Genomic DNA, 20113 nt, shown 5'->3' with positions numbered 1-20113 from the left:
GTCCGGTAGACGGTCCCGATGGCTTTGTCGAGGCAAACCGGCGATTGCAGATCAAATGCCTGTGATCCGGCTGACCTTTTCCGTCAAGGCCGCTACTTCTTGCCTGCTGGCATGCAAGGCAGCGCCAATCCACAGGAGCGATCATGATCACACAGAGTTTGAAGCGCCGAACCCTGTCGGAGCGGGAGCGGCTGCCTTGGCGGCGCCGGGCCTGTTGAGTGGAATTGCCAATGCTCAGGAAAGTGCAAAGGGTGCCATGACGGATGACGCGGCTTTCAAGGCCTTCAAGCTCGGCACCTTCAAGGTGACGGTGATCAGCGACGGCACGCGCGCCTCGCAAAATCCGCACGAAACCTATGGTATCAATCAGCCGGCGGAGGCGGTATCCGCGCTACTCGAGCAGAATTTCCTGCAGACCTCCGGCTTCATCAACGGCTTCTCGCCGGTGCTGGTCGATACCGGATCGGAGATCGTGCTGTTCGATACGGGGCTCGGCGAAGGCGGCCGGGAGGCAGGGACCGGAAGGCTCGCCGACGGCATCCGGGCCGCAGGCTATACGCCGGAGCAGGTCTCGGTCGTCGTCATCACCCATATGCACGGCGATCACATCGGCGGTCTTGTGGAAGGCGGCAAACCGGCCTTTGCGAATGCCCGCTATGTGACCGGACAGGTGGAGTTCGACTTCTGGAAGGATCAGGCCCGTGTCGGCACGCCCGCCGAAAACGGTCATAAGGCGGTGCTTGCCAAGGTCGTGCCGCTGGCGGAAAGGACCACCTTCGTCGCCGACGGCGCCGAGGTCGTGCCGGGGATCAGCGCCATCGCCGCTTTCGGCCACTCTCCGGGGCACATGATCTACAGGCTCGAATCGGAGGGCAAGGCGCTGATCCTGACCGCGGACACCGCCAACCACTATGTCCTGTCGCTGCAGCGGCCCGATTGGGAAGTCCGCTTCGACATGGACAAGACGGCCGCCGGCGCCACCCGGCGCAAGGTGTTCGATATGATCGCGACCGATCGGCTGCCCTTCATCGGCTATCACATGCCTTTTCCCGCGGTCGGCTTCGTCGAGCGGCGGGACCAGGGCTACCGCTTCGTGCCGGTAACCTATCAGTTCGACATCTGAATCCGGCGCTTTGTTGCTCTGCAACAACAAATATGCGGGGCCCGGGAAATTTCCGGGCCCCGACTATTTCCATTCTGACATATCCGTGTTACGAGCCCTCGCCAACTTCCAAGACAAGCTTTGAAGTCACCCGGTGGACAAGTCGCTGATGGTCCCCGGGGATTTTCGTATATTCGAAGAGGAACTGGCCATGGCGCGCATCATCGAAACGGCAACCGGTCTGGAGGCTTTGACCTTCGACGACGTCCTGCTGCAGCCGGGACATTCCGAGGTGATGCCCGGCCAGACGAATATCGCGACCCGCATAGCCCAGGATATCGATCTCAATCTGCCGATTCTTTCGGCCGCCATGGACACGGTCACCGAGGCGCGACTCGCGATCGCCATGGCCCAGGCCGGCGGCATCGGCGTCATCCACCGCAATCTGACGCCCGCCGAACAGGCCGAAGAGGTCCGCCAGGTCAAGAAGTTCGAAAGCGGCATGGTCGTCAATCCGGTGACGATCGGACCGGACGCGACGCTGGCGGACGCGCTGGGCCTGATGAAGGCGCACGGCATTTCCGGCATTCCGGTCGTAGAGAACGGCGGCAGCGGCGGCCAGAAGCAGGGCCGCCTCGTCGGCATCCTGACCAACCGCGACGTCCGCTTCGCGTCCGATCCGGCGCAGAAGATCTATGAACTGATGACGCGGGAAAACCTCGTCACCGTCAAGGAAAGCGTCGATCAGCAGGAGGCCAAGCGCCTCTTGCACAAGCACCGGATCGAGAAGCTGCTGGTCGTCGATCCGGAAGGCCGCTGCGTCGGCCTGATCACGGTCAAGGACATCGAGAAGTCGCAGTTGAACCCGAACGCCTCCAAGGACTCCCAGGGACGGCTTCGCGCCGCCGCTGCGGTCAGCGTCGGCGACGACGGCTTCGAGCGCGCCGAGCGACTGATTGACGCCGGTGTCGACCTGATCGTCGTCGACACCGCGCACGGCCATTCGCAGCGCGTCCTCGACGCGGTCAGCCGGGTGAAGAACCTGTCGAACTCGGTCCGCATCATGGCCGGTAATGTTGCAACGGCGGACGGCACCAAGGCTCTGATTGACGCCGGCGCCGATGCCGTCAAGGTCGGCATCGGTCCGGGCTCCATCTGCACCACCCGTATCGTTGCCGGCGTCGGCGTGCCGCAGCTCGCCGCGATCATGGCGGCCGTCGAGGCGGCGCAGGCCTCGGGCATCCCGGTGATCGCCGACGGCGGCATCAAATATTCCGGCGACCTCGCCAAGGCGATCGCCGCCGGCGCGTCTGCCGTCATGGTCGGCTCGCTGCTCGCCGGCACCGAGGAAAGCCCCGGCGAGGTCTTCCTCTACCAGGGCCGTTCCTTCAAGGCCTACCGCGGCATGGGTTCGGTCGGCGCCATGGCGCGCGGTTCGGCCGACCGCTATTTCCAGGCGGAAGTCCGCGACACGCTGAAGCTCGTGCCGGAAGGCATCGAGGGCCAGGTGCCCTACAAGGGGCCGGTCGGCGGCGTGCTGCACCAGCTCGCCGGCGGTCTCAAGGCGTCGATGGGCTATGTCGGCGGCGCGACGATCAAGGACTACCAGGAGCGCGCCACCTTCGTGCGCATCTCCGGCGCCGGCCTTCGCGAGAGCCACGCCCATGATGTGACGATCACCCGCGAGAGCCCGAACTATCCGGGCGCCGCTTGATATCTTCCCTGGGACGCCGTCCGGCGTCCCACTTTCTTTCCTCAAGCGTTCCATTCGAGACTTTGAAGCGGAGCACCGATGACGGGGTTCGAGATATTCTGGCCCGTGGTCGCCCATGTCGCGCTGGTCTTCGCGCTCTATGCGCTCCTCTCGACGCGCCGATCTGCGGTTTTGCGCGCCGGCAAGGCGGAGCCATCTGAGTTTCGCGAGAACCGGGGAGAGCCGAGCGAGAGCCTGGTCGTGCGTAACAGCATCGCCAACCAGTTCGAACTGCCGGTGCTCTTCCATGCCTGCTGCGTGCTTCTCTACATCACCGCAGCTGACAATCTTCTGGCGGTGGGCCTTGCCTGGGTGTTCGTCGGATCCCGCTACGCGCACGCGTTCGTTCATGTGACCAGCAACCGGCTCCGCCATCGCGGCCCTCTCTTCCTGGCCGGCTTTGTCATGCTTGCAGCCATGTGGGCCTGGCTCGCCCTCTGGATGGCGATGAACTGACAATCGCCGTCAGTCGGTCCGACTGTCTCAGCTCGGAGACAATCTCCTGCTCGAAACGTCCGGCGCTTGATGAGCGTCAAGGGACCCCGGCCGGCCCTGCCGCTAAGCTTGCATCCGTCAACGCGCTGCTTTGGCGGAGGGTAATGCGGCGCTGGCACAATTTCCATGCCAACATTGAACATCGGAGGAGATCGATATGGCCGGAATGATGAAAGCCGCCGTGGTGTGCGAATTCGGCAATCCGCTTGTGATCGAGGAATTGCCCATACCGCAGCCTGGACCGGGGCAGGCCCTGATCAAATACGAGGCCACGGGCGTGTGCCACACCGACCTGCACGCCGCCAAGGGCGATTGGCCGGTTCGCCCCAATCCGCCCTTTATCCCCGGCCATGAGGGTGTCGGCTACGTCGCCAAGTCGGCGCCGGCGTCACGCGGCTGAAGGAGGGCGACCGCGTCGGCGTCCCATGGCTGCACACGGCCTGCGGCTGCTGCACGCCATGCCGAACCGGCTGGGAAACGCTGTGCGGCAGCCAGCAGAACAGCGGCTATACGGTCGACGGTACTTTTGCCCAGTACGGCCTGGCGGATCCGGATTTCGTCGGCAGGCTGCCCGGCAAACTGGAGTTCGGTCCGGCCGCACCGGTGCTTTGCGCCGGTGTGACGGTCTACAAGGGCCTGAAGGAGACGGAGGTGAAACCCGGCGAATGGGTTCTCGTCTCGGGCATCGGCGGCCTCGGCCACATGGCCGTGCAATATGCAAAGGCCATTGGCATGCATGTCGCTGCGGCCGACATCTTCCCGGACAAGATCGCGCTTGCCGAAAAGCTCGGCGCCGACCTCGTCGTCGATGCACGGGCGGGTGATGCTGTCGAGGAGGTGCAGAAGCGGACCGGCGGTGTCCCCGGGGCGCTGGTCACGGCGGTCTCGCCAAAGGCGATGGAGCAGGCCTACCGGATGCTGCGTTCAAAGGGCACCATGGCCCTCGTCGGTCTGCCACCGAGCCAGATCTGCCTGCCGGTCTTCGACACGGTGCTGAAGCGCATCATGGTGCGCAACTCGATCGTCGGCACCCGCCAGGATCTTGAGAAGCCTTGGAATTTGCCGGCGAGGGCAAGGTCGGGGCCCTCTTCTCCTGGGACAAGATCGAAAACATCAACGCCATCTTCGAGCGCATGGAAGAAGGCAAGATCGACGGCCGCATCGTTCTCGACCTGAGTTGAGGCATCGATCACAGCAAGTAACGCAGTTTTGACGTGTACCTGCCGCCCGCTGACCTATCCTGTCGGCGGGCGGCGCGGCTATCGCTGCGCAGCCTTCGGAAAAACGCCGGAGGAGAGCGTCATGAACAAGCCTGAGATCACCCAGGCAATGATCGATGCCTATGACGAATACACCCATCTGACCCTGGATCGCCGTCGCTTCATGGAGAGGCTGACGGCGCTTGCCGGTTCGGCGGCGGCCGCCGCGGCAATCGCCCCGATGCTGGCCGCCAACAGCGCCAAGGCCGAGGTGGTCGCCGCGACGGACGAGCGGATCAAAGGCGAGGACATCACCTATCCCGGTGCCGATGGCGAGATGAAGGGCTATCTGGTCAAGCCGGCCAGCGCATCCGGAAAACTCCCGGCGGTCATCGTCATCCATGAGAATCGCGGCCTCAACCCACATATCAAGGATGTCGCCCGTCGCGTCGCCCTCGAAGGCTTCGTCGCGCTCGCTCCGGATTTCCTGTCGCCCGACGGCGGCACGCCGAGCGACGAGGACGAGGCGCGCGAAATGATCAGCGCGCTCGACGCCGGTGAGACCAACTCCAACGCGGTGGCGACCGTCGCCTTCCTCAAGGGACATGCGGAAAGCACCGGCAATGTCGGCGCGATCGGCTTCTGCTGGGGCGGCGGCATGGTCAATCGCCTGGCGGTGAACTCGCCTGACCTCAAGGCCGGCGTCGCCTATTACGGCTCCCAGCCGAAGGCCGAGGATGTGGCGAAGATCAAGGCCGCCATGCTTCTCCACTATGCGGGGCTCGACGAGCGCATCAATGCCGGCATCGAGGCTTACCGCAAGGCCCTGACCGAAAACGGCAAGGACGCCACGATCCATGTCTATGAGGGCGTCAACCATGCCTTCAACAACGACACCTCGGCCGCCCGCTACGACAAGGCGGCGGCCGATCTCGCCTGGGGGCGGACGATCGAGTTCCTGAAGACGAAGCTCGCTTGATCGCGCCGAGTTCCGGGGTGGGCTGATCGCTGGCCGTTCTCCCTACCCCTCGGTCCCGCTGGATATCGAGCGGGCACAGTCGACGATCGCTTCTGCCAGCGCGTCCATGTCGCGCCGGCGCGGATTGCTGCGGCGCCAGATAAGGCCGATCTCGCGCGCCGGGCCGGGATCGGCGAAGGGTACGATGCGGATCGCGTTGCGTGCCGCCTCGCTCGGTATAGCAATCTCCGGAATGAGCGTCATGCCCATGCCGTTCGCCACCATCTGCAGAAGCGTCGCCATGGAGGTGGCGCCGAAGCTCATCAACTGCCGTTTTCCGGCGGTGTTGCAGACGGCCAATGCCTGGTCGCGCAGGCAATGGCCTTCCTCGAGCAGCAGCAGTTGCGAGATATCGACCTGCTCCTCCGTCATCGGCGACATCAGCACGTTGCGGTCGTTGTCCGCCACGGCCATGAAAAACCGGTCCGAAAACAGCGGGCGCGTGGCGATGCCGTCGGCATCGATCGGCAGCGCGGCGACGACAGCGTCGAGGCGGCCGTCACCAAGGTCGGCGACCAGCCTGTCGGTCAGCGACTCCTTGAGCTCGATTTCGATATCCGCATATCGCGCCCGCAGATAGGGAATGAGCTGCGGCACCAGATAGGGCGCCAGCGTCGGGATGACGCCAAGGCGGATGCGCCCTTCGAGCGTTCCCGAATTCGCCCGGGCGCTCTCCTCCAGCCGGTCGACTTCGGCCAGAATCGCCCGGACCCGCACCAGCACGTCCTCGCCCTTGACGGTCAGAAACACGCCGCCGCGGCTTCTCTCCACGAGCTTGACCCCGAGATGCTCTTCCATCTCCATGATCTGCGCCGAAAGGGCCGGCTGGCTGACATGGGCGAGCTCGGCCGCGCGGCCGAAATGGCGGGCCGTGGCGAGCGCATCGAAATAGCGCATCTGGCGAAGCGTCAGCATGATAGGACATGCTTATTGAAAAGCAGCTAGCAGCACAATTGCAGATTATGCAGTTCGTGAGCCCGCTTACCAGCCGGGCAGCATATGGCTCTGCCTCAGGCGCGGATAGCGCGGATAGCCCTTGATGTCGTTGTCGAGGTCGTCATTGACCGCGATCGGCGTGATGTTGTCGAGGCAGGCGGTGATGTGATTGGTGATGGCGTTCGACAGCGAGGGCGAAAGTCCGGGCCGCTTCATGATGCCGATCTGCACCGGCGCGAGAGCCGGGAATCCGTCGGCGAGCGTCAAGACCTTCATGCCGGGACGAAGCGCCGACTCCGGCAGCACCGAGACCGCCATCCCGGCAAGCACCGCGGCAGCGACGACCGTCGACGACCAGCTTGTGAACAGGATCTGATACTCGCGGCCGGTCGCATCGAGCGCGGCACAGGCGGCCTGGCGCCAAACGCAGTCGCGCCGTCCGACAGCAAGCGGGATCGGCGCATTTTCCGGAAGCGGATGGTTGATTGAACTCACCCAGCAGAGCGGCTCGGTTCTCACCACGTCGGAGGGCCGAACCCGCGGATTGTGGGTGACGAGCGCGATGTCGAGGTCGCCCTTTGCCATCTTCTCGGCGAGATCGGCCGAGGGCTCGCAGACTATGTAGAGTTCGACATTCGGGTGGGTCTTCGCAAAGCGGCCGATGATTTCGGGCATGTAGCGGTCGGCATAGTCGTCGGGCGTGCCGATCCTCAGCGTGCCTTCAAGCCTGTTGTCGTCGAAGGAGGCGATCGCCTCGTTGTTGAGGCGGATCATCCGCCGGGCAAAATTCAAGAGCCTGTCGCCTTCGACGGTCAAGCGGTTGCCGCGCCCGTCCTTCATGAACAGCGGCTTGCCGATGCGTTCCTCTAGCCGGCGCATCTGCATCGACACCGCCGATTGGGTCTTGAAGACGCGATCGGCCGCCTTGGTGAAGCTGCCCGTGTCGGCGATGGCGACGAAGGTTTGCAACTGATCGATGTCGAGCGGTGCGGACATGGCCGGTTACCCATAAAATTGTTTGATGAATATCATTAGAAACATTCGTTGGACTGATCAATAAGGATTTGCGATTCATAGCGTGCAAATCACGTCGATCCTCCCGGCGACTTCACCGCCGATCAACCACATCGTTCCCGCCTGCCCCAGCGCGTGACCTCCGCGCAGTGGCATAGGCCTCTTCGTGCCCGAAAAAGGAGTTTTGTCATGCGCACGACCCAACACGCCCTCGATCTCGACCTCGCTGCTGGCAAGCCGTCGCTTGCGTCCCGTTCGGCAACGGTCATCGGCGTGCTGACGGGTGTCTGGCGCCTGTACCAAGACCGCCGCCAGATTGCGCGTCTGCATGATCTCGACGATCGGCAACTGCTCGACATGGGGCTGAAACGCGAAGATCTGCACGAGGCCATGACCTCGTCCTTCTTCGACAGTCCTGGCTGCTTCCTGACGCGCGCGTCGAGAAATCGGGCGAACCTCTTCTACCGGGGTGTCCGCCACGATTGACATTCCCCGTGGCGCGTCCGCCCCGCGTCGCGCGTCTGCACAGGCGCGCAACTCTGCAGGATGCGTCATTTGCGGCATGATGCGGCGAAAGCCTGCCGCCATCGCGCGTATCATGCCGCGAAATTCCAGCTACGGTGATGCTGATCATCGATGCGTTCCCCGCAGGGTATGAGCCAATAGACCCTGCCGCTTGCCCGGTACATGCCAAGACATGTACCGGGCTTTTTTTCTGGGGAAAAAGCAAGTTCGGGAAGGCGTTTGCCCCTCATCCGGCCTGCCGGCCACCTTCTCCCCGCGAGCGGGGCGAAGGAGCCTCGCGGCGACGCCAGAGTCCCCTCTCCCCGTCAGAACGGGGGGAGGGTGAGGGGCAAAATCATGCCTCGCCGCCTGAGCGCTTCTGATAGCTCTCGAACAGCGCGTCGATATTCTTTTGATATTCCTTCTGCATCTCAAGTCCGCTGTCGAACATGCTGTTCATCATCTGCGAGAACTGAGCAAAAGCAGGGTTTTCCTGGGGTGGCTTTTCGGCCGCCGCGCTGCTGCCGCGCAACATGTCCTGATAGGCCTTGAAGAAGGGATTGTCGGCGAAAAAATCGGGTGTTTTTGGCTTCTCTTGCGTCTTGCCGACGCCAAAGAACCCTTGCATCGCCTGAGTGAAGGGATTGTCGAACGGGTTTGGCTGAGGCTCGGGCTTCCTGGCGAGGCCGGTCGCCTCCATCCATTGCCGCATCAGCGTCATCATCGGATTGTTGGTGAGCGCTTCGTTCACCTGGCTAGTGGTCTCCTTGAAAAGGCCGCCCATCAGTGTGCTCGCCATCACCGGCAGCATCTGCTTGTAGACTTCCTGGCCGATGCCGGTGATTTGCGCCGCCTGAGCGGCGATCGCCCTCGACATCTCCTTCGAGCCGAACAGCTGGCCGAGGATGTCGTTGCCGGCCGCCACTCCTTCCGGCGTGAAGGCCTGCCGCATGTCCTCGAAATACTTGACATAATTGCCGGTCGAAAGGGCCGTCAGCAGCGCTCCGAAATCATAGGGATTGGCGGTGTTGCGCTTGAAGCCCGTGGAGAAGGCCGGCAACAGTGCCGCCGTCGCCTTGGTCATCTGCTCCTGGGCCAGACCAAACTGCTTTGCCATCAGCTCGATCGCCTGGCCGTTCTGCGCCTGTGCGAACATGTCAAAAAGCGGTGCCATGGCGGTTCCTTCCCGGGCGAGCGACGCATGTCATTGCACTATAACGGGAATCCAGGGTCTGGAAACCGCTTTTTGTCTAGGGACGGGGACGCGCTTCGCCCCTCAGTACTGGTATTCCGTGAAGACGGGATCCACGGAACGGTTCCAGCGGCCGTTATAGAGGGCCAGCAGGTCCTCGGCGAGCGTCGCCTTCTTCGCCAGGACCTCGTCGAGCGGCTCCAGGAAATGGCTCTCGTCGATGCCGTCGCCGTTCAGACGGTTGCGCCGCTTCAGCCCCGCGCGCGAAATCGTCAGCACCTCGCGGGCGATGTCGAAGAGCGACGCCGTTCTGAACCTCGCGGCCAGCCCCTCGGCGGGAACCGCATCCCTCAGCGCCTGAACCTCGTCGTAAGTCCAGTCGCTCGTAAGTGCCTCGGCGTCCGCCAATGCCTGGTCGTCATAGAGCAGGCCGACCCAGAAGGCGGGGAGCGCGCAAATCCGTCGCCAAGGTCCGCCGTCGGCGCCGCGCATCTCGAGGAATCGCTTCAGCCGGACGTCGGGGAAAAGGGTCGAAAGATGGTTGGTCCAGTCGCCCATATTCGGCTGCCACTCGGCGATCTCATCCTTCAGCGCCCCGTTCATGAACTGGCGGAAGGTGACATGCGTACAGTCATGATAATGGCCGTCGCGCACGACGAAATACATCGGCACGTCGAGCGCCCAATCGACGTAATCGACAAAGCCGAAGTCCGCCTTGAAGGCGGATGGCAGCAGGCCGGCCCGCCGGTTGTCGGTGTCGCGCCAGATGTCGCCGCGCCACGAAAGCAGCCCGTTCGGCTTGCCGTCGGTGAAAGGCGAGCTGGCAAAGAGCGCCGTGGCGAGCGATTGCAGCTTCATCGATACGTGCATCTTGCGCCGCATGTCCTCCTCGGAGGAGAAGTCGAGATTCACCTGGATCGTGCAGGTGCGGTACATCATGTCGAGGCCCTTGGTGCCGACCTTCGGCATGTAGCGCGTCATGATCGCGTAGCGCGATTTCGGCATTCGCGGCGTCTCTTCGAAGGTCCATTTCGGGCTGCCGCCGATGCCGAGGAAGCGGATGCCGAGCGGTTCGGCGATTTCGCGAAGCACGGCGAGGTGCTGGTTCGATTCCTTGCAGGTCTGATGCAGGTTCTCGAGCGGCGCACCGGAAAGCTCGAACTGGCCGCCCGGCTCCAGCGAGATTGCGCCGTTGCCGCCGTGGTCGGCAAGTCCGATGATGTTGCCTTCGTCGAGGATCGGCTCCCAGCCGTTCCTTTGAGCCATGCCCTTCAGAAGCGCCTCGATGCTCGCCTCGCCGAAATAGGGCACGGGGCTGTTGTCTGCCTTGAAGAAGGCGAATTTCTCGTGCTCCGTTCCGATCCGGAACTTCTCCTTCGGCTTCGATCCGGACGCGAGGTAGGCGGTCAGGTCGGCGACGGAGGTGACCGGCGTCTGGTCGGTGGTGTCTCGGGCCATATTCGTCTTCTTCGTATGTGCGGGATCCCGCCGGCAGCAGGACTGGATGGAGGGTGCTTGAACCGTAATCAAGTGCGGTGCAAGTCAATTTCTTTCAAGATGCCGTCAAAAAAACTCCGTGCCGGTGCCGGTGCCGATCGAGGGCTTCATCGCCAGTCGCCGAGCGTTGCCTGAATGATCGCGAGCGCGGCCACGGCTGCCGTATCGGCTCGCAGGATGCGCGGGCCAAGCGGGATGGCGGTGACGTAGTCGAGGCTGCGCAGCAGCACCCGCTCGGCTTCCGAGAAGCCGCCTTCCGGACCGATCAGCAGGGCGAGGCGGCGCTCGCTGATCTTATCGAGGACCGGCAGCGGGTTCTGGCTCTCATTGCTCTCGTCGCAAAAGATGATGCGCCGCTCGCGCGGCCAGTCCGCCAAAAGCTCTTCGAGCCTTCGCGGCGGCTCCACCGAAGGAATGCCGAGAACGCCGCATTGCTCCGCGGCTTCGATTACATTGGCGCGCAGGCGGTCGAGATTGCCGAGCTTGCCTTGCACATGCTGGGTCATCACCGGCTGCAGCACGCCGGCGCCCATCTCGACGGCCTTCTGGACCAGATAGTCGAGCCGCCCCACTTTGAGCGGGGCAAACAGATAGACGAGGTCTGCGGGCGCAGGCTGCGGACGTGTCTGCTCGCTTGCCGTCAGAACGAGGTGTTTGCGGGACGGCAGGGACAATTCCGCACGCCATTCGCCGTCCCGTCCGTTGAACACCAGGACCGACGAGCCCTCGCCGAACCGCAGCACGTTGACGAGATAGTTGAACTGCTCCTTCGTGGCCTCGTGTCTGGCCCCCGTGTGGAGCGGGCTTTCGACGAACAGTCGCTGCATGCGGAAATTGGCGCGCATTCTGTTGCCCTTACAAAAACAGGCCGGCGAGGAGGCGGTAGACGAGTGCCGAAAGGAGCGCCGAGGCCGGAAGGGTGATTACCCAGGCGGCCACAATCGTCAGGAAGTAGGAACGGCGCACCAGCCGGCGGCGGCGCACCTCGGCGAAATTCGTTTCGATCGCCTCGCCCATGAAGTCGGATTGGCCGGTCCTCCGCCGGATATATTCCAGCCGGCGCTGCGAATGGCGTATGTACCATTCGCGGAAGAAGCCGACGCCGAAAACGGCGCCGACCGCCGTGTGCGTGGAACTGATCGGCAGACCCAGCGCCGATGCCAGGAGGACGGTGACCGCCGTCGCCAGCGCCACGCAGAAGGCGCGCATCGGATTGAGGCGGGTGATTTCCTCGCCGACGACGCGGATCAGGATCGGGCCGTAGAGCAGCAGGCCCAGAGCGATGCCGAAGGCGCCTATCAGCAGCACCCAAAAGGGCGCCTCCGACCGGGCGGCCGATATCGTGCCGTTGACGGCCGAGACGATCGCCGACAGCGGTCCGATGGCGTTCGACACGTCATTGGCGCCGTGGGCGAAGGAGAGCAGCGCGGCGGAGAAAACGAGCGGCAGGCGGAACAGCTTGCGAAGCGATTGGTTGCGGTTGTCGAGCCCCACGGACTGGCGATGAATCCACGGCCTGCACAGCCCGAAACAGGTCATGCCGGCGAGGGTGCCGATGAGGAGGGCGGTCCAGAGAGAAATCACCTGCAGATGGACGAACCCGAAGATCGCCACATAGGCCGTGAAAGAACCTGCCGTGACGCCGAGCACGATCGGCATCCAGTACCGCGCCGCCTCGATCTTGTCGTCGCGGTAGATGACGAATTCCTTGAGGAACGCCAGGAAGAGGGCGGCGATGGCGCCGCCCAGCAGGGGAGAGATCGACCAGCTCGCGGTGATCCCGGCGATCGCCCACCAGTTGACGCTCGCCAGGCCCTCTGCCGCGAGGCCCGCGCCGATGATGCCGCCGGCGATCGAGTGAGTGGTCGAGACCGGGGCGCGCGCATAGGTGGCGATGTTGATCCAGACGGCCGAAGACAGCAGCGCCGCCATCATCACCCAGACGAGCGTGTCAGGGCTGACCAGCCTGGCGCCGTCGATAATGCCGGCTTCAATGGTCAGCGTCACTTTCCGCCCGGCGATCACGGCTCCGGCAATTTCGAATACGGCGGCGATGGCAAGTGCCGTCGCCATCGTCATCGCCTTTGCGCCGACCGCGGCTCCGACATTGTTGGTGACGTCGTTGGCGCCGATGTTCATGGCCATGTATGCGGCGATGGCGGCGCCCGCCACGACGATGGCCAGCCCTGACGCACCGGTGAAATAGCTGGCTGCGAATACCATGCTGAGGATCAGGAAGAGCAGGCCGAGACCGGGGGCGGCAAGCCTGCGCATCACATGCTGCGATGCCTCCTCGGCACGGCTGACCTTGTCGAGATCCTTATCGATCGTCAGCTTCTCGAGGTGCAGGCGCGGCTTGGCCACAAATGTTTCTCCCTTGTCACATTCGCCAGTAGCGGTGCGCGGCGGCATATTCAAGCGGTGTTTGAAAGGGGCGGCGAAGCTAGGGCGCACCAAGCGGCTTTGGGCTGTCGCCCAAAAGAGTGCAGCGATTTTGGGATAACGGCGCGCACAAGATCAGCGAGCCAAAGCGCGGCGCATTCATGCGTTTGAAGGCGATGCGCTTTAGCCTTCGGGCGCTGCGGGCTCCGGCGGCTGGGCGGCGGCCATTCGCCTGCCGAAGCCGAGGATGAGTTCCTTCAACGAGGCTTCGGCGACGCGCCTGGCCGCCTCTTCGCAATCGACCCACTCGAGCTTCCGCTCGCCTTTCTCGGGAAAATTCTTGCAGAGATTGTCGACTTCGAGGGCGTGCACCTGGACCTTGCAGGGAATCTTCAGGCCGTGGTCCATGCGTTTCTGATAGACGTAGGAGCCGATGGCGGCCTTCTGCACCTTCCCCTTCACGCCCGCCTCTTCATAGGCCTCGCGCTCAGCGACTTCGTGCGCCCACTTTCCCTGCATCGGCCATCCCTTGGGAATGACCCAACGGCCCGTGTCGCGGCTGGTGAGCAGGAGAATTTCCGGGCTCTTCGTCTTCTTGCGAATGCGGTAGCACAGCGCGGCATATTGCATGCGCGCCGGTCGGCGCAGCATCAAGTGCACATCAGATGCCAGCCGGTGCAAGAGGTTCAAGGGGCTCGATACTCCTGTCGAATCAGGTTGAAATAACCATTCAAATTATGGCGCCCCTGCATTGCGTGTAAATGACGTCAGCGGATCAATAACGGATAAGAAGCGTTGCGGTTCCGTGAGCGGGGCAGCGTCGTGGATACATATAATGATTGCGCGCATCGCCTGCCAGAAAGCGACATTCCCGGTCGTATTCAATTAACTCGGTTCAAGAACTTCGGGGCGTGGACCTGGCGACAAGCAATACCCGCCAAGTGACGTTTCCTTTAGGAACCGGCGCGGTCGCGCTGCTTGAGGCGCAGTCGCGCGATGCGGGCCCACTCGCCGCTGCGCTCCGCATCGCGGGCGGCGGCGGCGACGAAGTCGATATGGCTTTGCGCGGCCACCTTGGCCGCCTCGGGGTCGTGCGCCATGATAGCGGCATAGATCGCCTCGTGCTGGGCAAGCAGCCGGTCGCGCGCGCCCGGTGCGTTAAAGACCGAGCTGCGATGGAAGAAGATGCCCTGGGTCAGGAGCCGGTAGCAGGCCCTCAGCGTGTGTAGCAGGATGATGTTGTGGGCGCTTTCGCCGATGGCGTTGTGCAGCTCGACATCGGCTTCGAGCTCGTCGTCGAAATTGCCGCTCGCATGCGCCGCGCGCATCCGCTCGATGATGCGGGTGAGAAGGTCCCGGTCGAAATCCGTGGCGCGCGTCGCGGCGAGTTCCGCCGTCAGGCCCTCGAGCTCGCGCCGGTATTCGAGGTAATCCTGCGTCGCCTTGTGGTGACGGCCGATGAGCTCGATCAGCGGTTTCGAGAAGATCTGGCCGACGACATCGGCGACGAAGGTTCCGCCTCCGTGGCGGCTCTCGAGCAATCCGCGGCCTTCCAGCTCCTTGAGCGCCTCGCGCAGGATCGGCCGCGACACGTCGAACCGTTTCGAGAGTTCCCGCTCGCCCGGCAGCCGGTCCCCGTCGCGCAGCACGCCTTCCAGGATCAGAAGCTCGATCTGCTGGACGACCTCGTCCGCGGTTCGGCTGTGGCTGATACGCGCATAAAGCTCGCTCTGGTCTTCGGTCACCGCAAATCTCCCGGAGACGGAATGCTCTCCCGCCTGGCGCGGCAATCTAGCAGGACCCATCGAGTGGTCAAATCGATTGTCAACTCGCTCGGCCGCGGCTGATAAAAGTCAAACTGCGTCAATGCGTCCTGTTCTTTTTGCTCCCCCGGTTGATAAGTAAAAGGTGATGAACGCGTGAGGGGGATGAAGCGCTTCATGGCGAAGGCAAGTTTTGGATTTCCAGCGGCGGCCTTGCGCGCCCAGGTGCTCGGCGAAGTTCATTCTCGACCCTATGCGCTGGTGACGACGCCACGCGTCATCTTTCAGCTGGCCTTCATCACCGAAGGCGGCTCCGTCGTCGATCACGCCGTGCTCTCGGAACTGTCGCGCTCTCGCGGCATCGCGCCGCCCGGCCGCGATGCAAACCACCACGCCATGCCCTGGGGGCAGGGGACATTGCGCTGGGAGCGCCACACCGAGTTCTCGACTTATTTCTGGGACGCGCCGGCGCCGGAGCGCTTCGGCGGCGAGGTGGCGATCCATCCTTTCGGCGACGGCTTCTCTCCGCCGGGCCTGCTGATTTCCGGCATCCGGCTGGAGATCCGACCGGATACGCCGGAAGCCCGCGAGGCGATCCAGGCCTTCGACCCGACGAGCCTCTGTTACAGCGAGACAAAGAACGGTCAGGCGGTGCTGCTCACCGACTTCCGGCAGAACGGCGACGGGCTCACCCAGATCCTCATCCTCGACCGGGGTTTGACGGAGGCGGGCACGGGGGCCCTCATCCAGCGCCTGCTCGACATCGAGACCTACCGCACGCTGGCCATGCTCGGGCTGCCGCTGGCGCAATCGCTGTCGCCGGAAATCCGCCGGACCGAGGATGGCCTGACCGCCGTCACCCAACGGATGAAGGAGAATGTCCGTGAGGAAGCGGACGAAATGCTGGCGGAAATCACCCGGCTTGCCGCCGACCTCGAAGCCGGCGCAGCGCTCAGCCTCTATCGCTTTGGCGCGAGCCGCGCCTATTACGGCATTGTTCAGGAACGCATCCGGACGCTCTCCGAAATGCCGGTGCCCGGCTACGAGACGATAGGCACCTTCCTCGAGCGCCGGCTGGCGCCAGCGATGCGCACCTGCCAGTCGGTCGAGGAGCGTCAGGCGAACCTGTCGCGCAAGCTCGCCCGTGCGACGGCGTTGCTCAGAAGCTGGATAGATGTCGAACTCGAACGGCAGAACAGCGCGCTGCTCAATTCGATGGACCGGCGGGCGAAATTGCAGCTGCGCCTCCAGCAGACCGTCGAAGGCCTCTCCGTCGCTGCGATCTCCTATTACGTCGTCGGGCTGTTCGGCTACCTCGCCAAGGCCGTTAGCCACGCGATCCCGGTCGATCCGGGCGTGCTGACGGGCCTTGCGGTGCCCTTCGCGGTTCTCGGCGTCTGGTTGATCGTCCGCCGGATCCGCCGCCATCACGAGGAGAGTGCGCACAAGTGACGGCGCCCTGTTGGATTTACTGCTCCCAGTAGGGAACGGGGCCATAGAGGGCGGCGAGGAAGTCGACGAAGAGCCGAACCTTGGCGGGCAGAAACTGGCGGCTCGGATAGACGGCCGACAGCGTCAGCCTTTGCGACCCTTCCCATTCCGGCAGCACCTGCACCAGGCGCCCGTCGCGCAACTCCGCGCTGACGTCCCAGGTGGAGCGGAGCGCAATCCCCGCTCCGGCGATCACTGCGGCACGGATGATCTCCGACGAATTGGTGACAAGCGGCCCTTCCGGACGGTAGGCGAGGGAACCGCCCGGGCCCTCCAGCTTCCAGCTCTCATTGTTATGGGCCGGCAGGCAGATGTGCTCGGCGAGATCGCCGATCTCCTTGGGTGCGCCGTGCCGAGCGATGTAGTCCGGGGCCGCGCAGAGCAGCCGCCGGACCGGTGCGAGCTTGCGGGCGACGAGGCTCGAATCGGTGAGTTCACCGATCCGGATGGCGAGGTCGAAGCCGTCGGCGACGATGTCGCTGAACTCGTCGCTGAGCACGATATGGAGCTTGAGGTCGGGATGGTCCTTCATGAACCCGGTCAGGTGCGGCGCGATATGCATGCGTCCGAACGAAGTGGGCGCCGTGATGCGCAAAGTTCCCTGAGCCTGCGACGAGCGCCCCGAAGCAAAGGCTTCCGCCTCCTCGATCCCGGCGAGGACACCGAGGACGCGGTCATAGAAGCCCTGTCCTGCTTCGGTCAGTGAGACCTGTCGCGTCGTGCGCTGCAAGAGGCGCGTGCCGAGCCTCTCCTCGAGCCGCTTGACGCGCTTGGAGATCACCGCCGCGCAGAGGCCGAGCGCGCGGGCGGCCGCCGACATGCTGCCGGTTGAAACCACCCGCGCGAAGACTTCGAGATCCCCAAGATTCGTCATGAATTCCGGCCGTTTTCTCCAAGAACGAAAAGATGATTAGCAGTTGCCAAATGCCGGTCATAGTGCATTCCGCTTTCACAAACTGGACAAGATGCTCTAAGATTCAGAGCACAAACGTGATCGATTCTAAGAGGTTGGGACACGGGAGCGACGAGAAGCGACCGTGCTTTCCCAGCCTCCACTTTGGTGGTAAAGAAAATTTACCACTTTGTTGCGCGTTGGCTGGAGGAGTTCATGCCGGAAACGATCGGGTTCCTGAAGCCCAGGCAGGCCGTCCTCGATCGCCGCGGCGAGATCATCGCCGACCTCGCCGACCTGTTGCCCGACGGCTGCCTGATCAGCGACGAGCGTGGCCTGAAACCCTTCGAGACGGATGCGTTTCTTGCCTATCGCCGCCTGCCGCTGGCCGTCGTCCTGCCGGAGACGACGGAGCAGGTCGCCGCCGTCCTCAAATATTGCAGCCGCTATGGCATTCCGGTCGTGCCGCGCGGTGCCGGCACCTCGCTTTCCGGCGGCGCCATCCCGCAGGAGGACGCCATCGTCGTCGGTCTGTCGAAGATGTCGCGCATTCTCGATGTCGACCTGTTCAACCGCACGGCGACGGTGCAGGCGGGCGTCACCAACCTCAACATTTCCGAGGCGGTGGGTGCCGACGGCTTCTTCTATGCGCCCGATCCGAGCTCGCAGCTCGCCTGCACCATCGGCGGCAATATCGGCATGAATTCCGGCGGCGCCCATTGCCTGAAATATGGCGTGACCACCAATAACCTGCTCGGCGTCAAGATGGTGCTCTTCGACGGCACGGTGATCGACCTCGGCGGCAAGGCGCTCGACGCGCCAGGTTATGATCTGCTCGGCCTTGTCTGCGGCTCCGAGGGCCAGCTCGGCATCGTCACCGAGGCGACGGTCCGGTTGATCGCCAAGCCCGAGGGTGCGCGGCCCGTGCTCTTCGGCTTCTCCGCGTCGGAGGCGGCCGGCTCCTGCGTCGCCGACATCATCGGGTCGGGTATCATTCCGGTCGCGATCGAGTTCATGGACAAGCCGGCGATCGAGATCTGCGAGGCTTTCGCCCATGCCGGCTATCCGCTCGACGTCGAGGCGCTGCTGATCGTCGAGGTCGAGGGGTCCGAGGCGGAGATGGAGGCGATGCTCCAGGGCATCATCGAGATCGCCCGGCGTCACGGTGTCGTGACGATCAAGGAATCGCAGTCGGCGCTCGAGGCGGCGCTGATCTGGAAGGGCCGAAAATCCGCCTTCGGTGCCACCGGCCGGGTCGCCGACTATATCTGTATGGACGGCACGGTTCCGCTGAGCCAGCTGTCGCATGTGTTGCGCAGGACCGGCGAGATCGTCGCCAGCTACGGGCTGCGTGTCGCCAATGTCTTCCATGCCGGCGACGGCAACATGCATCCGCTGATCCTCTACAACATCAACGATCCGGCGGATGCGGCCCGCGCCGAGGCGGCCGGCAACGACATCCTGAAGCTCTGCGTCGACGCGGGTGGCTGCCTGACGGGCGAGCATGGGGTGGGGATCGAAAAGCGCGACCTGATGCGCCATCAGTACAACAAGGCCGATCTCGATCAGCAGATGGCGGTGCGCGCCGCCTTCGATCCGCAATGGCTCCTCAATCCCTCGAAGGTATTTCCGCTCGAAGGACGGCCTCAGGCATGATCGTCCATTTCGAACCGGCAAGCGAAGAGGGGATCGCCTCCGTGGTGCGCTCCGCAGCGGCCGAGCGCGTCACGCTTGCCATTGTCGGCGGCGGCACGCGATCCGGGCTCGGCAATCCTGTCCGTGCCGACCGGACGCTTTCGACGCGGCGTCTCTCCGGTATCGTCACTTACAATCCGGCGGAGATGACCATGAGCGCGCTCGCCGGGACGCCGCTTGCCGAAGTGGAGGCGGCGCTCGCAGCCAAGGGCCAGATGCTGTCTTTCGAACCAATGGACCATCGCGGCATTCTCGGAACGACGGGCGAGCCGACGATCGGCGGCACCTTCGCCGCCAACGTCTCCGGTCCCCGCCGCTATGTCGCCGGGGCTGCCCGCGACAGCCTGCTGGGCGTGCGTTTCGTCAACGGCCGCGGCGAACTAATCAAGGCCGGCGGCCGCGTGATGAAGAACGTCACCGGGCTCGATCTCGTCAAGCTGATGACGGGCTCCTACGGAACGCTCGGAATTCTGACGGAGGTCACCTTCAAGGTACTGCCGGTGCCGCCGGCGGCCGCAACCGTCGTCGTCGAGGGTCTCAACGATGCGGAGGCAGCCGCCGTCATGGCCGAGGCGATGGCACAGCCGGTGGAGGTGTCGGGCGCGGCGCATCTGCCCGAAAGCGTGCGGGGCCGCTTTATCGATGGTGCACTGCCGGAGGGAGCGGCTACCGTCCTAAGGCTCGAAGGTCTGGCGGCGTCTGTGGAGATGCGTGCCGAGAAGCTCGTCGCGGCGCTGTCGCGCTTCGGCTCGGCCTCGAAGCTCGACGCCGGGCAGACGAAGGCACTTTGGGCAGAGATCCGCGACGTGAAGCCCTATGCCGGCGGCACGGCCAGACCGCTGTGGCGTGTCTCGGTCGCCCCATCGGTGGGGCACCAGCTCGTTGCCGCGCTGCGTCTCCAAACAGGCGTCGATGCATTCTACGATTGGCAGGGCGGCCTAGTCTGGCTGCGCATGGAGGCGGAAGCCGAGGCCGAACTCGTGCGCCGCTACGTGCACGCGCTAGGCGGGGGCCATGCGACGCTCGTCCGAGCCGACGGCGAAGCTCGCGCCCGGATACCCGCCTTCGAGCCGCAGGCTCCCGCGGTGGCCCAACTTGCAGAACGCGTGCGCGCATCGTTCGATCCGGCGCGGATCTTCAATCCGGGACGGCTGGCGGCTGTCGCCTGATCGCAGGCGGG

The 20113-nt window shown here is 64.0% G+C and carries 16 protein-coding genes and 2 pseudogenes; 9 read left to right on the top strand and 9 right to left on the bottom strand.

All coding sequences use genetic code 11. From position 1 onward, the window contains the following. Positions 1–143: 143 nt before the first annotated feature. The 5 genes and pseudogenes from CO656_RS15810 to CO656_RS15790 all read left to right on the top strand — a co-directional run bounded on the left by CO656_RS15810 (position 144) and on the right by CO656_RS15790 (position 5528). Positions 144–1123 (top strand): annotated as a pseudogene (locus CO656_RS15810) (MBL fold metallo-hydrolase). 190 nt (positions 1124–1313) lie between these two features. Continuing rightward, on the top strand, positions 1314–2816 hold the full coding sequence (gene guaB / locus CO656_RS15805) for an IMP dehydrogenase (protein ID WP_037413216.1): 1503 nt from the start codon (positions 1314–1316) through the stop codon (positions 2814–2816). A 78-nt stretch (positions 2817–2894) separates the two neighbouring features. Further along, the gene (locus CO656_RS15800) at positions 2895–3311 is read left to right on the top strand and encodes an MAPEG family protein (RefSeq protein ID WP_097526357.1); all 417 of its coding nucleotides are present in this window, start codon (positions 2895–2897) and stop codon (positions 3309–3311) included. A gap of 196 nt (positions 3312–3507) precedes the next feature. Further along, positions 3508–4531 (top strand): annotated as a pseudogene (locus CO656_RS15795) (zinc-dependent alcohol dehydrogenase). Positions 4532–4652: 121 nt separating this feature from the next. Beyond that, entirely contained in the window at positions 4653–5528 is an 876-nt protein-coding gene (locus CO656_RS15790) for a dienelactone hydrolase family protein (protein ID WP_097526356.1), read from the top strand. A gap of 42 nt (positions 5529–5570) precedes the next feature. On the opposite strand, the gene oxyR is transcribed toward CO656_RS15790, so the two are convergent. Beyond that, entirely contained in the window at positions 5571–6482 is a 912-nt protein-coding gene (oxyR, locus tag CO656_RS15785; RefSeq protein ID WP_037413220.1) for a hydrogen peroxide-inducible genes activator OxyR, read from the bottom strand. Positions 6483–6548: 66 nt separating this feature from the next. Further along, on the bottom strand, positions 6549–7499 hold the full coding sequence (locus CO656_RS15780; RefSeq protein WP_037413222.1) for a LysR substrate-binding domain-containing protein: 951 nt from the start codon (positions 7497–7499) through the stop codon (positions 6549–6551). Between the two features lie 207 nt (positions 7500–7706). On the opposite strand from CO656_RS15780, the gene CO656_RS15775 reads away from it, so the two are divergent. Next, positions 7707–8003 (top strand): DUF1127 domain-containing protein, encoded by a 297-nt coding sequence (locus CO656_RS15775; protein ID WP_097526355.1) that lies wholly within the window; start codon positions 7707–7709, stop codon positions 8001–8003. 373 nt (positions 8004–8376) lie between these two features. On the opposite strand, the gene CO656_RS15770 is transcribed toward CO656_RS15775, so the two are convergent. The 6 genes from CO656_RS15770 to CO656_RS15745 all read right to left on the bottom strand — a co-directional run bounded on the left by CO656_RS15770 (position 8377) and on the right by CO656_RS15745 (position 14837). Continuing rightward, a complete protein-coding gene (locus CO656_RS15770; protein WP_097526354.1) occupies positions 8377–9195 on the bottom strand; it encodes a DUF937 domain-containing protein in 819 nt (272 codons plus the stop codon). A 102-nt stretch (positions 9196–9297) separates the two neighbouring features. Further along, entirely contained in the window at positions 9298–10671 is a 1374-nt protein-coding gene (locus tag CO656_RS15765) for a glutamate--cysteine ligase (RefSeq protein ID WP_097526353.1), read from the bottom strand. 146 nt (positions 10672–10817) lie between these two features. Further along, on the bottom strand, positions 10818–11555 hold the full coding sequence (locus CO656_RS15760) for a 16S rRNA (uracil(1498)-N(3))-methyltransferase (protein ID WP_097526352.1): 738 nt from the start codon (positions 11553–11555) through the stop codon (positions 10818–10820). Positions 11556–11565: 10 nt separating this feature from the next. Continuing rightward, a complete protein-coding gene (locus CO656_RS15755) occupies positions 11566–13074 on the bottom strand; it encodes an inorganic phosphate transporter (protein WP_097526351.1) in 1509 nt (502 codons plus the stop codon). 201 nt (positions 13075–13275) lie between these two features. Continuing rightward, positions 13276–13782 (bottom strand): NUDIX hydrolase, encoded by a 507-nt coding sequence (locus tag CO656_RS15750; protein ID WP_097526350.1) that lies wholly within the window; start codon positions 13780–13782, stop codon positions 13276–13278. Positions 13783–14045: 263 nt separating this feature from the next. Next, positions 14046–14837, bottom strand: coding sequence for a FadR/GntR family transcriptional regulator (locus CO656_RS15745; protein WP_097526349.1), 792 nt, complete (start codon positions 14835–14837; stop codon positions 14046–14048). Between the two features lie 195 nt (positions 14838–15032). On the opposite strand from CO656_RS15745, the gene CO656_RS15740 reads away from it, so the two are divergent. After that, entirely contained in the window at positions 15033–16307 is a 1275-nt protein-coding gene (locus CO656_RS15740; RefSeq protein WP_037413235.1) for a DUF3422 family protein, read from the top strand. Between the two features lie 16 nt (positions 16308–16323). Here the strand turns inward: CO656_RS15740 and CO656_RS15735 are convergent, their stop codons facing one another. Then, positions 16324–17220: a LysR family transcriptional regulator gene (locus CO656_RS15735; protein WP_097526348.1), complete on the bottom strand. Its 897-nt coding sequence runs from the start codon at positions 17218–17220 to the stop codon at positions 16324–16326. Positions 17221–17454: 234 nt separating this feature from the next. Here CO656_RS15735 and CO656_RS15730 point away from each other — a divergent pair, with 234 nt between their 5' ends. Together CO656_RS15730 and glcE are read left to right on the top strand one after the other, a co-directional pair. Then, positions 17455–18894, top strand: a complete 1440-nt coding sequence (locus CO656_RS15730; RefSeq protein WP_097526347.1) for an FAD-linked oxidase C-terminal domain-containing protein — start codon at positions 17455–17457, stop codon at positions 18892–18894. Continuing rightward, positions 18891–20102, top strand: coding sequence for a glycolate oxidase subunit GlcE (glcE, locus tag CO656_RS15725; RefSeq protein WP_097526346.1), 1212 nt, complete (start codon positions 18891–18893; stop codon positions 20100–20102). The genes CO656_RS15730 and glcE overlap by 4 nt, the downstream gene beginning before the upstream one ends. The last annotated feature ends 11 nt before the right edge of the window (positions 20103–20113 follow it).

The organism is Sinorhizobium sp. FG01 (assembly GCF_002531875.1).
Lineage (GTDB): Bacteria > Pseudomonadota > Alphaproteobacteria > Rhizobiales > Rhizobiaceae > Sinorhizobium > Sinorhizobium fredii_C.
The sequence above is the reverse complement of the archived record's forward strand: the minus strand, read 5'-3'. Positions and strand labels throughout refer to the sequence as shown.

Excerpts from the sequence above, each read along its gene's own strand:
- CO656_RS15735 (WP_097526348.1), bottom strand. The coding sequence starts at position 17,220 with ATGACGAATCTTGGGGATCTCGAAGTCTTCGCGCGGGTGGTTTCAACC.
- CO656_RS15800 (WP_097526357.1), top strand. The coding sequence starts at position 2,895 with ATGACGGGGTTCGAGATATTCTGGCCCGTGGTCGCCCATGTCGCGCTG.
- CO656_RS15780 (WP_037413222.1), bottom strand. The coding sequence starts at position 7,499 with ATGTCCGCACCGCTCGACATCGATCAGTTGCAAACCTTCGTCGCCATC.
- oxyR (WP_037413220.1), bottom strand. The coding sequence starts at position 6,482 with ATGCTGACGCTTCGCCAGATGCGCTATTTCGATGCGCTCGCCACGGCC.
- glcE (WP_097526346.1), top strand. The coding sequence starts at position 18,891 with ATGATCGTCCATTTCGAACCGGCAAGCGAAGAGGGGATCGCCTCCGTG.
- CO656_RS15765 (WP_097526353.1), bottom strand. The coding sequence starts at position 10,671 with ATGGCCCGAGACACCACCGACCAGACGCCGGTCACCTCCGTCGCCGAC.
- CO656_RS15770 (WP_097526354.1), bottom strand. The coding sequence starts at position 9,195 with ATGGCACCGCTTTTTGACATGTTCGCACAGGCGCAGAACGGCCAGGCG.
- CO656_RS15740 (WP_037413235.1), top strand. The coding sequence starts at position 15,033 with ATGGCGAAGGCAAGTTTTGGATTTCCAGCGGCGGCCTTGCGCGCCCAG.
- CO656_RS15730 (WP_097526347.1), top strand. The coding sequence starts at position 17,455 with ATGCCGGAAACGATCGGGTTCCTGAAGCCCAGGCAGGCCGTCCTCGAT.
- CO656_RS15775 (WP_097526355.1), top strand. The coding sequence starts at position 7,707 with ATGCGCACGACCCAACACGCCCTCGATCTCGACCTCGCTGCTGGCAAG.
- guaB (WP_037413216.1), top strand. The coding sequence starts at position 1,314 with ATGGCGCGCATCATCGAAACGGCAACCGGTCTGGAGGCTTTGACCTTC.
- CO656_RS15760 (WP_097526352.1), bottom strand. The coding sequence starts at position 11,555 with ATGCGCGCCAATTTCCGCATGCAGCGACTGTTCGTCGAAAGCCCGCTC.
- CO656_RS15790 (WP_097526356.1), top strand. The coding sequence starts at position 4,653 with ATGAACAAGCCTGAGATCACCCAGGCAATGATCGATGCCTATGACGAA.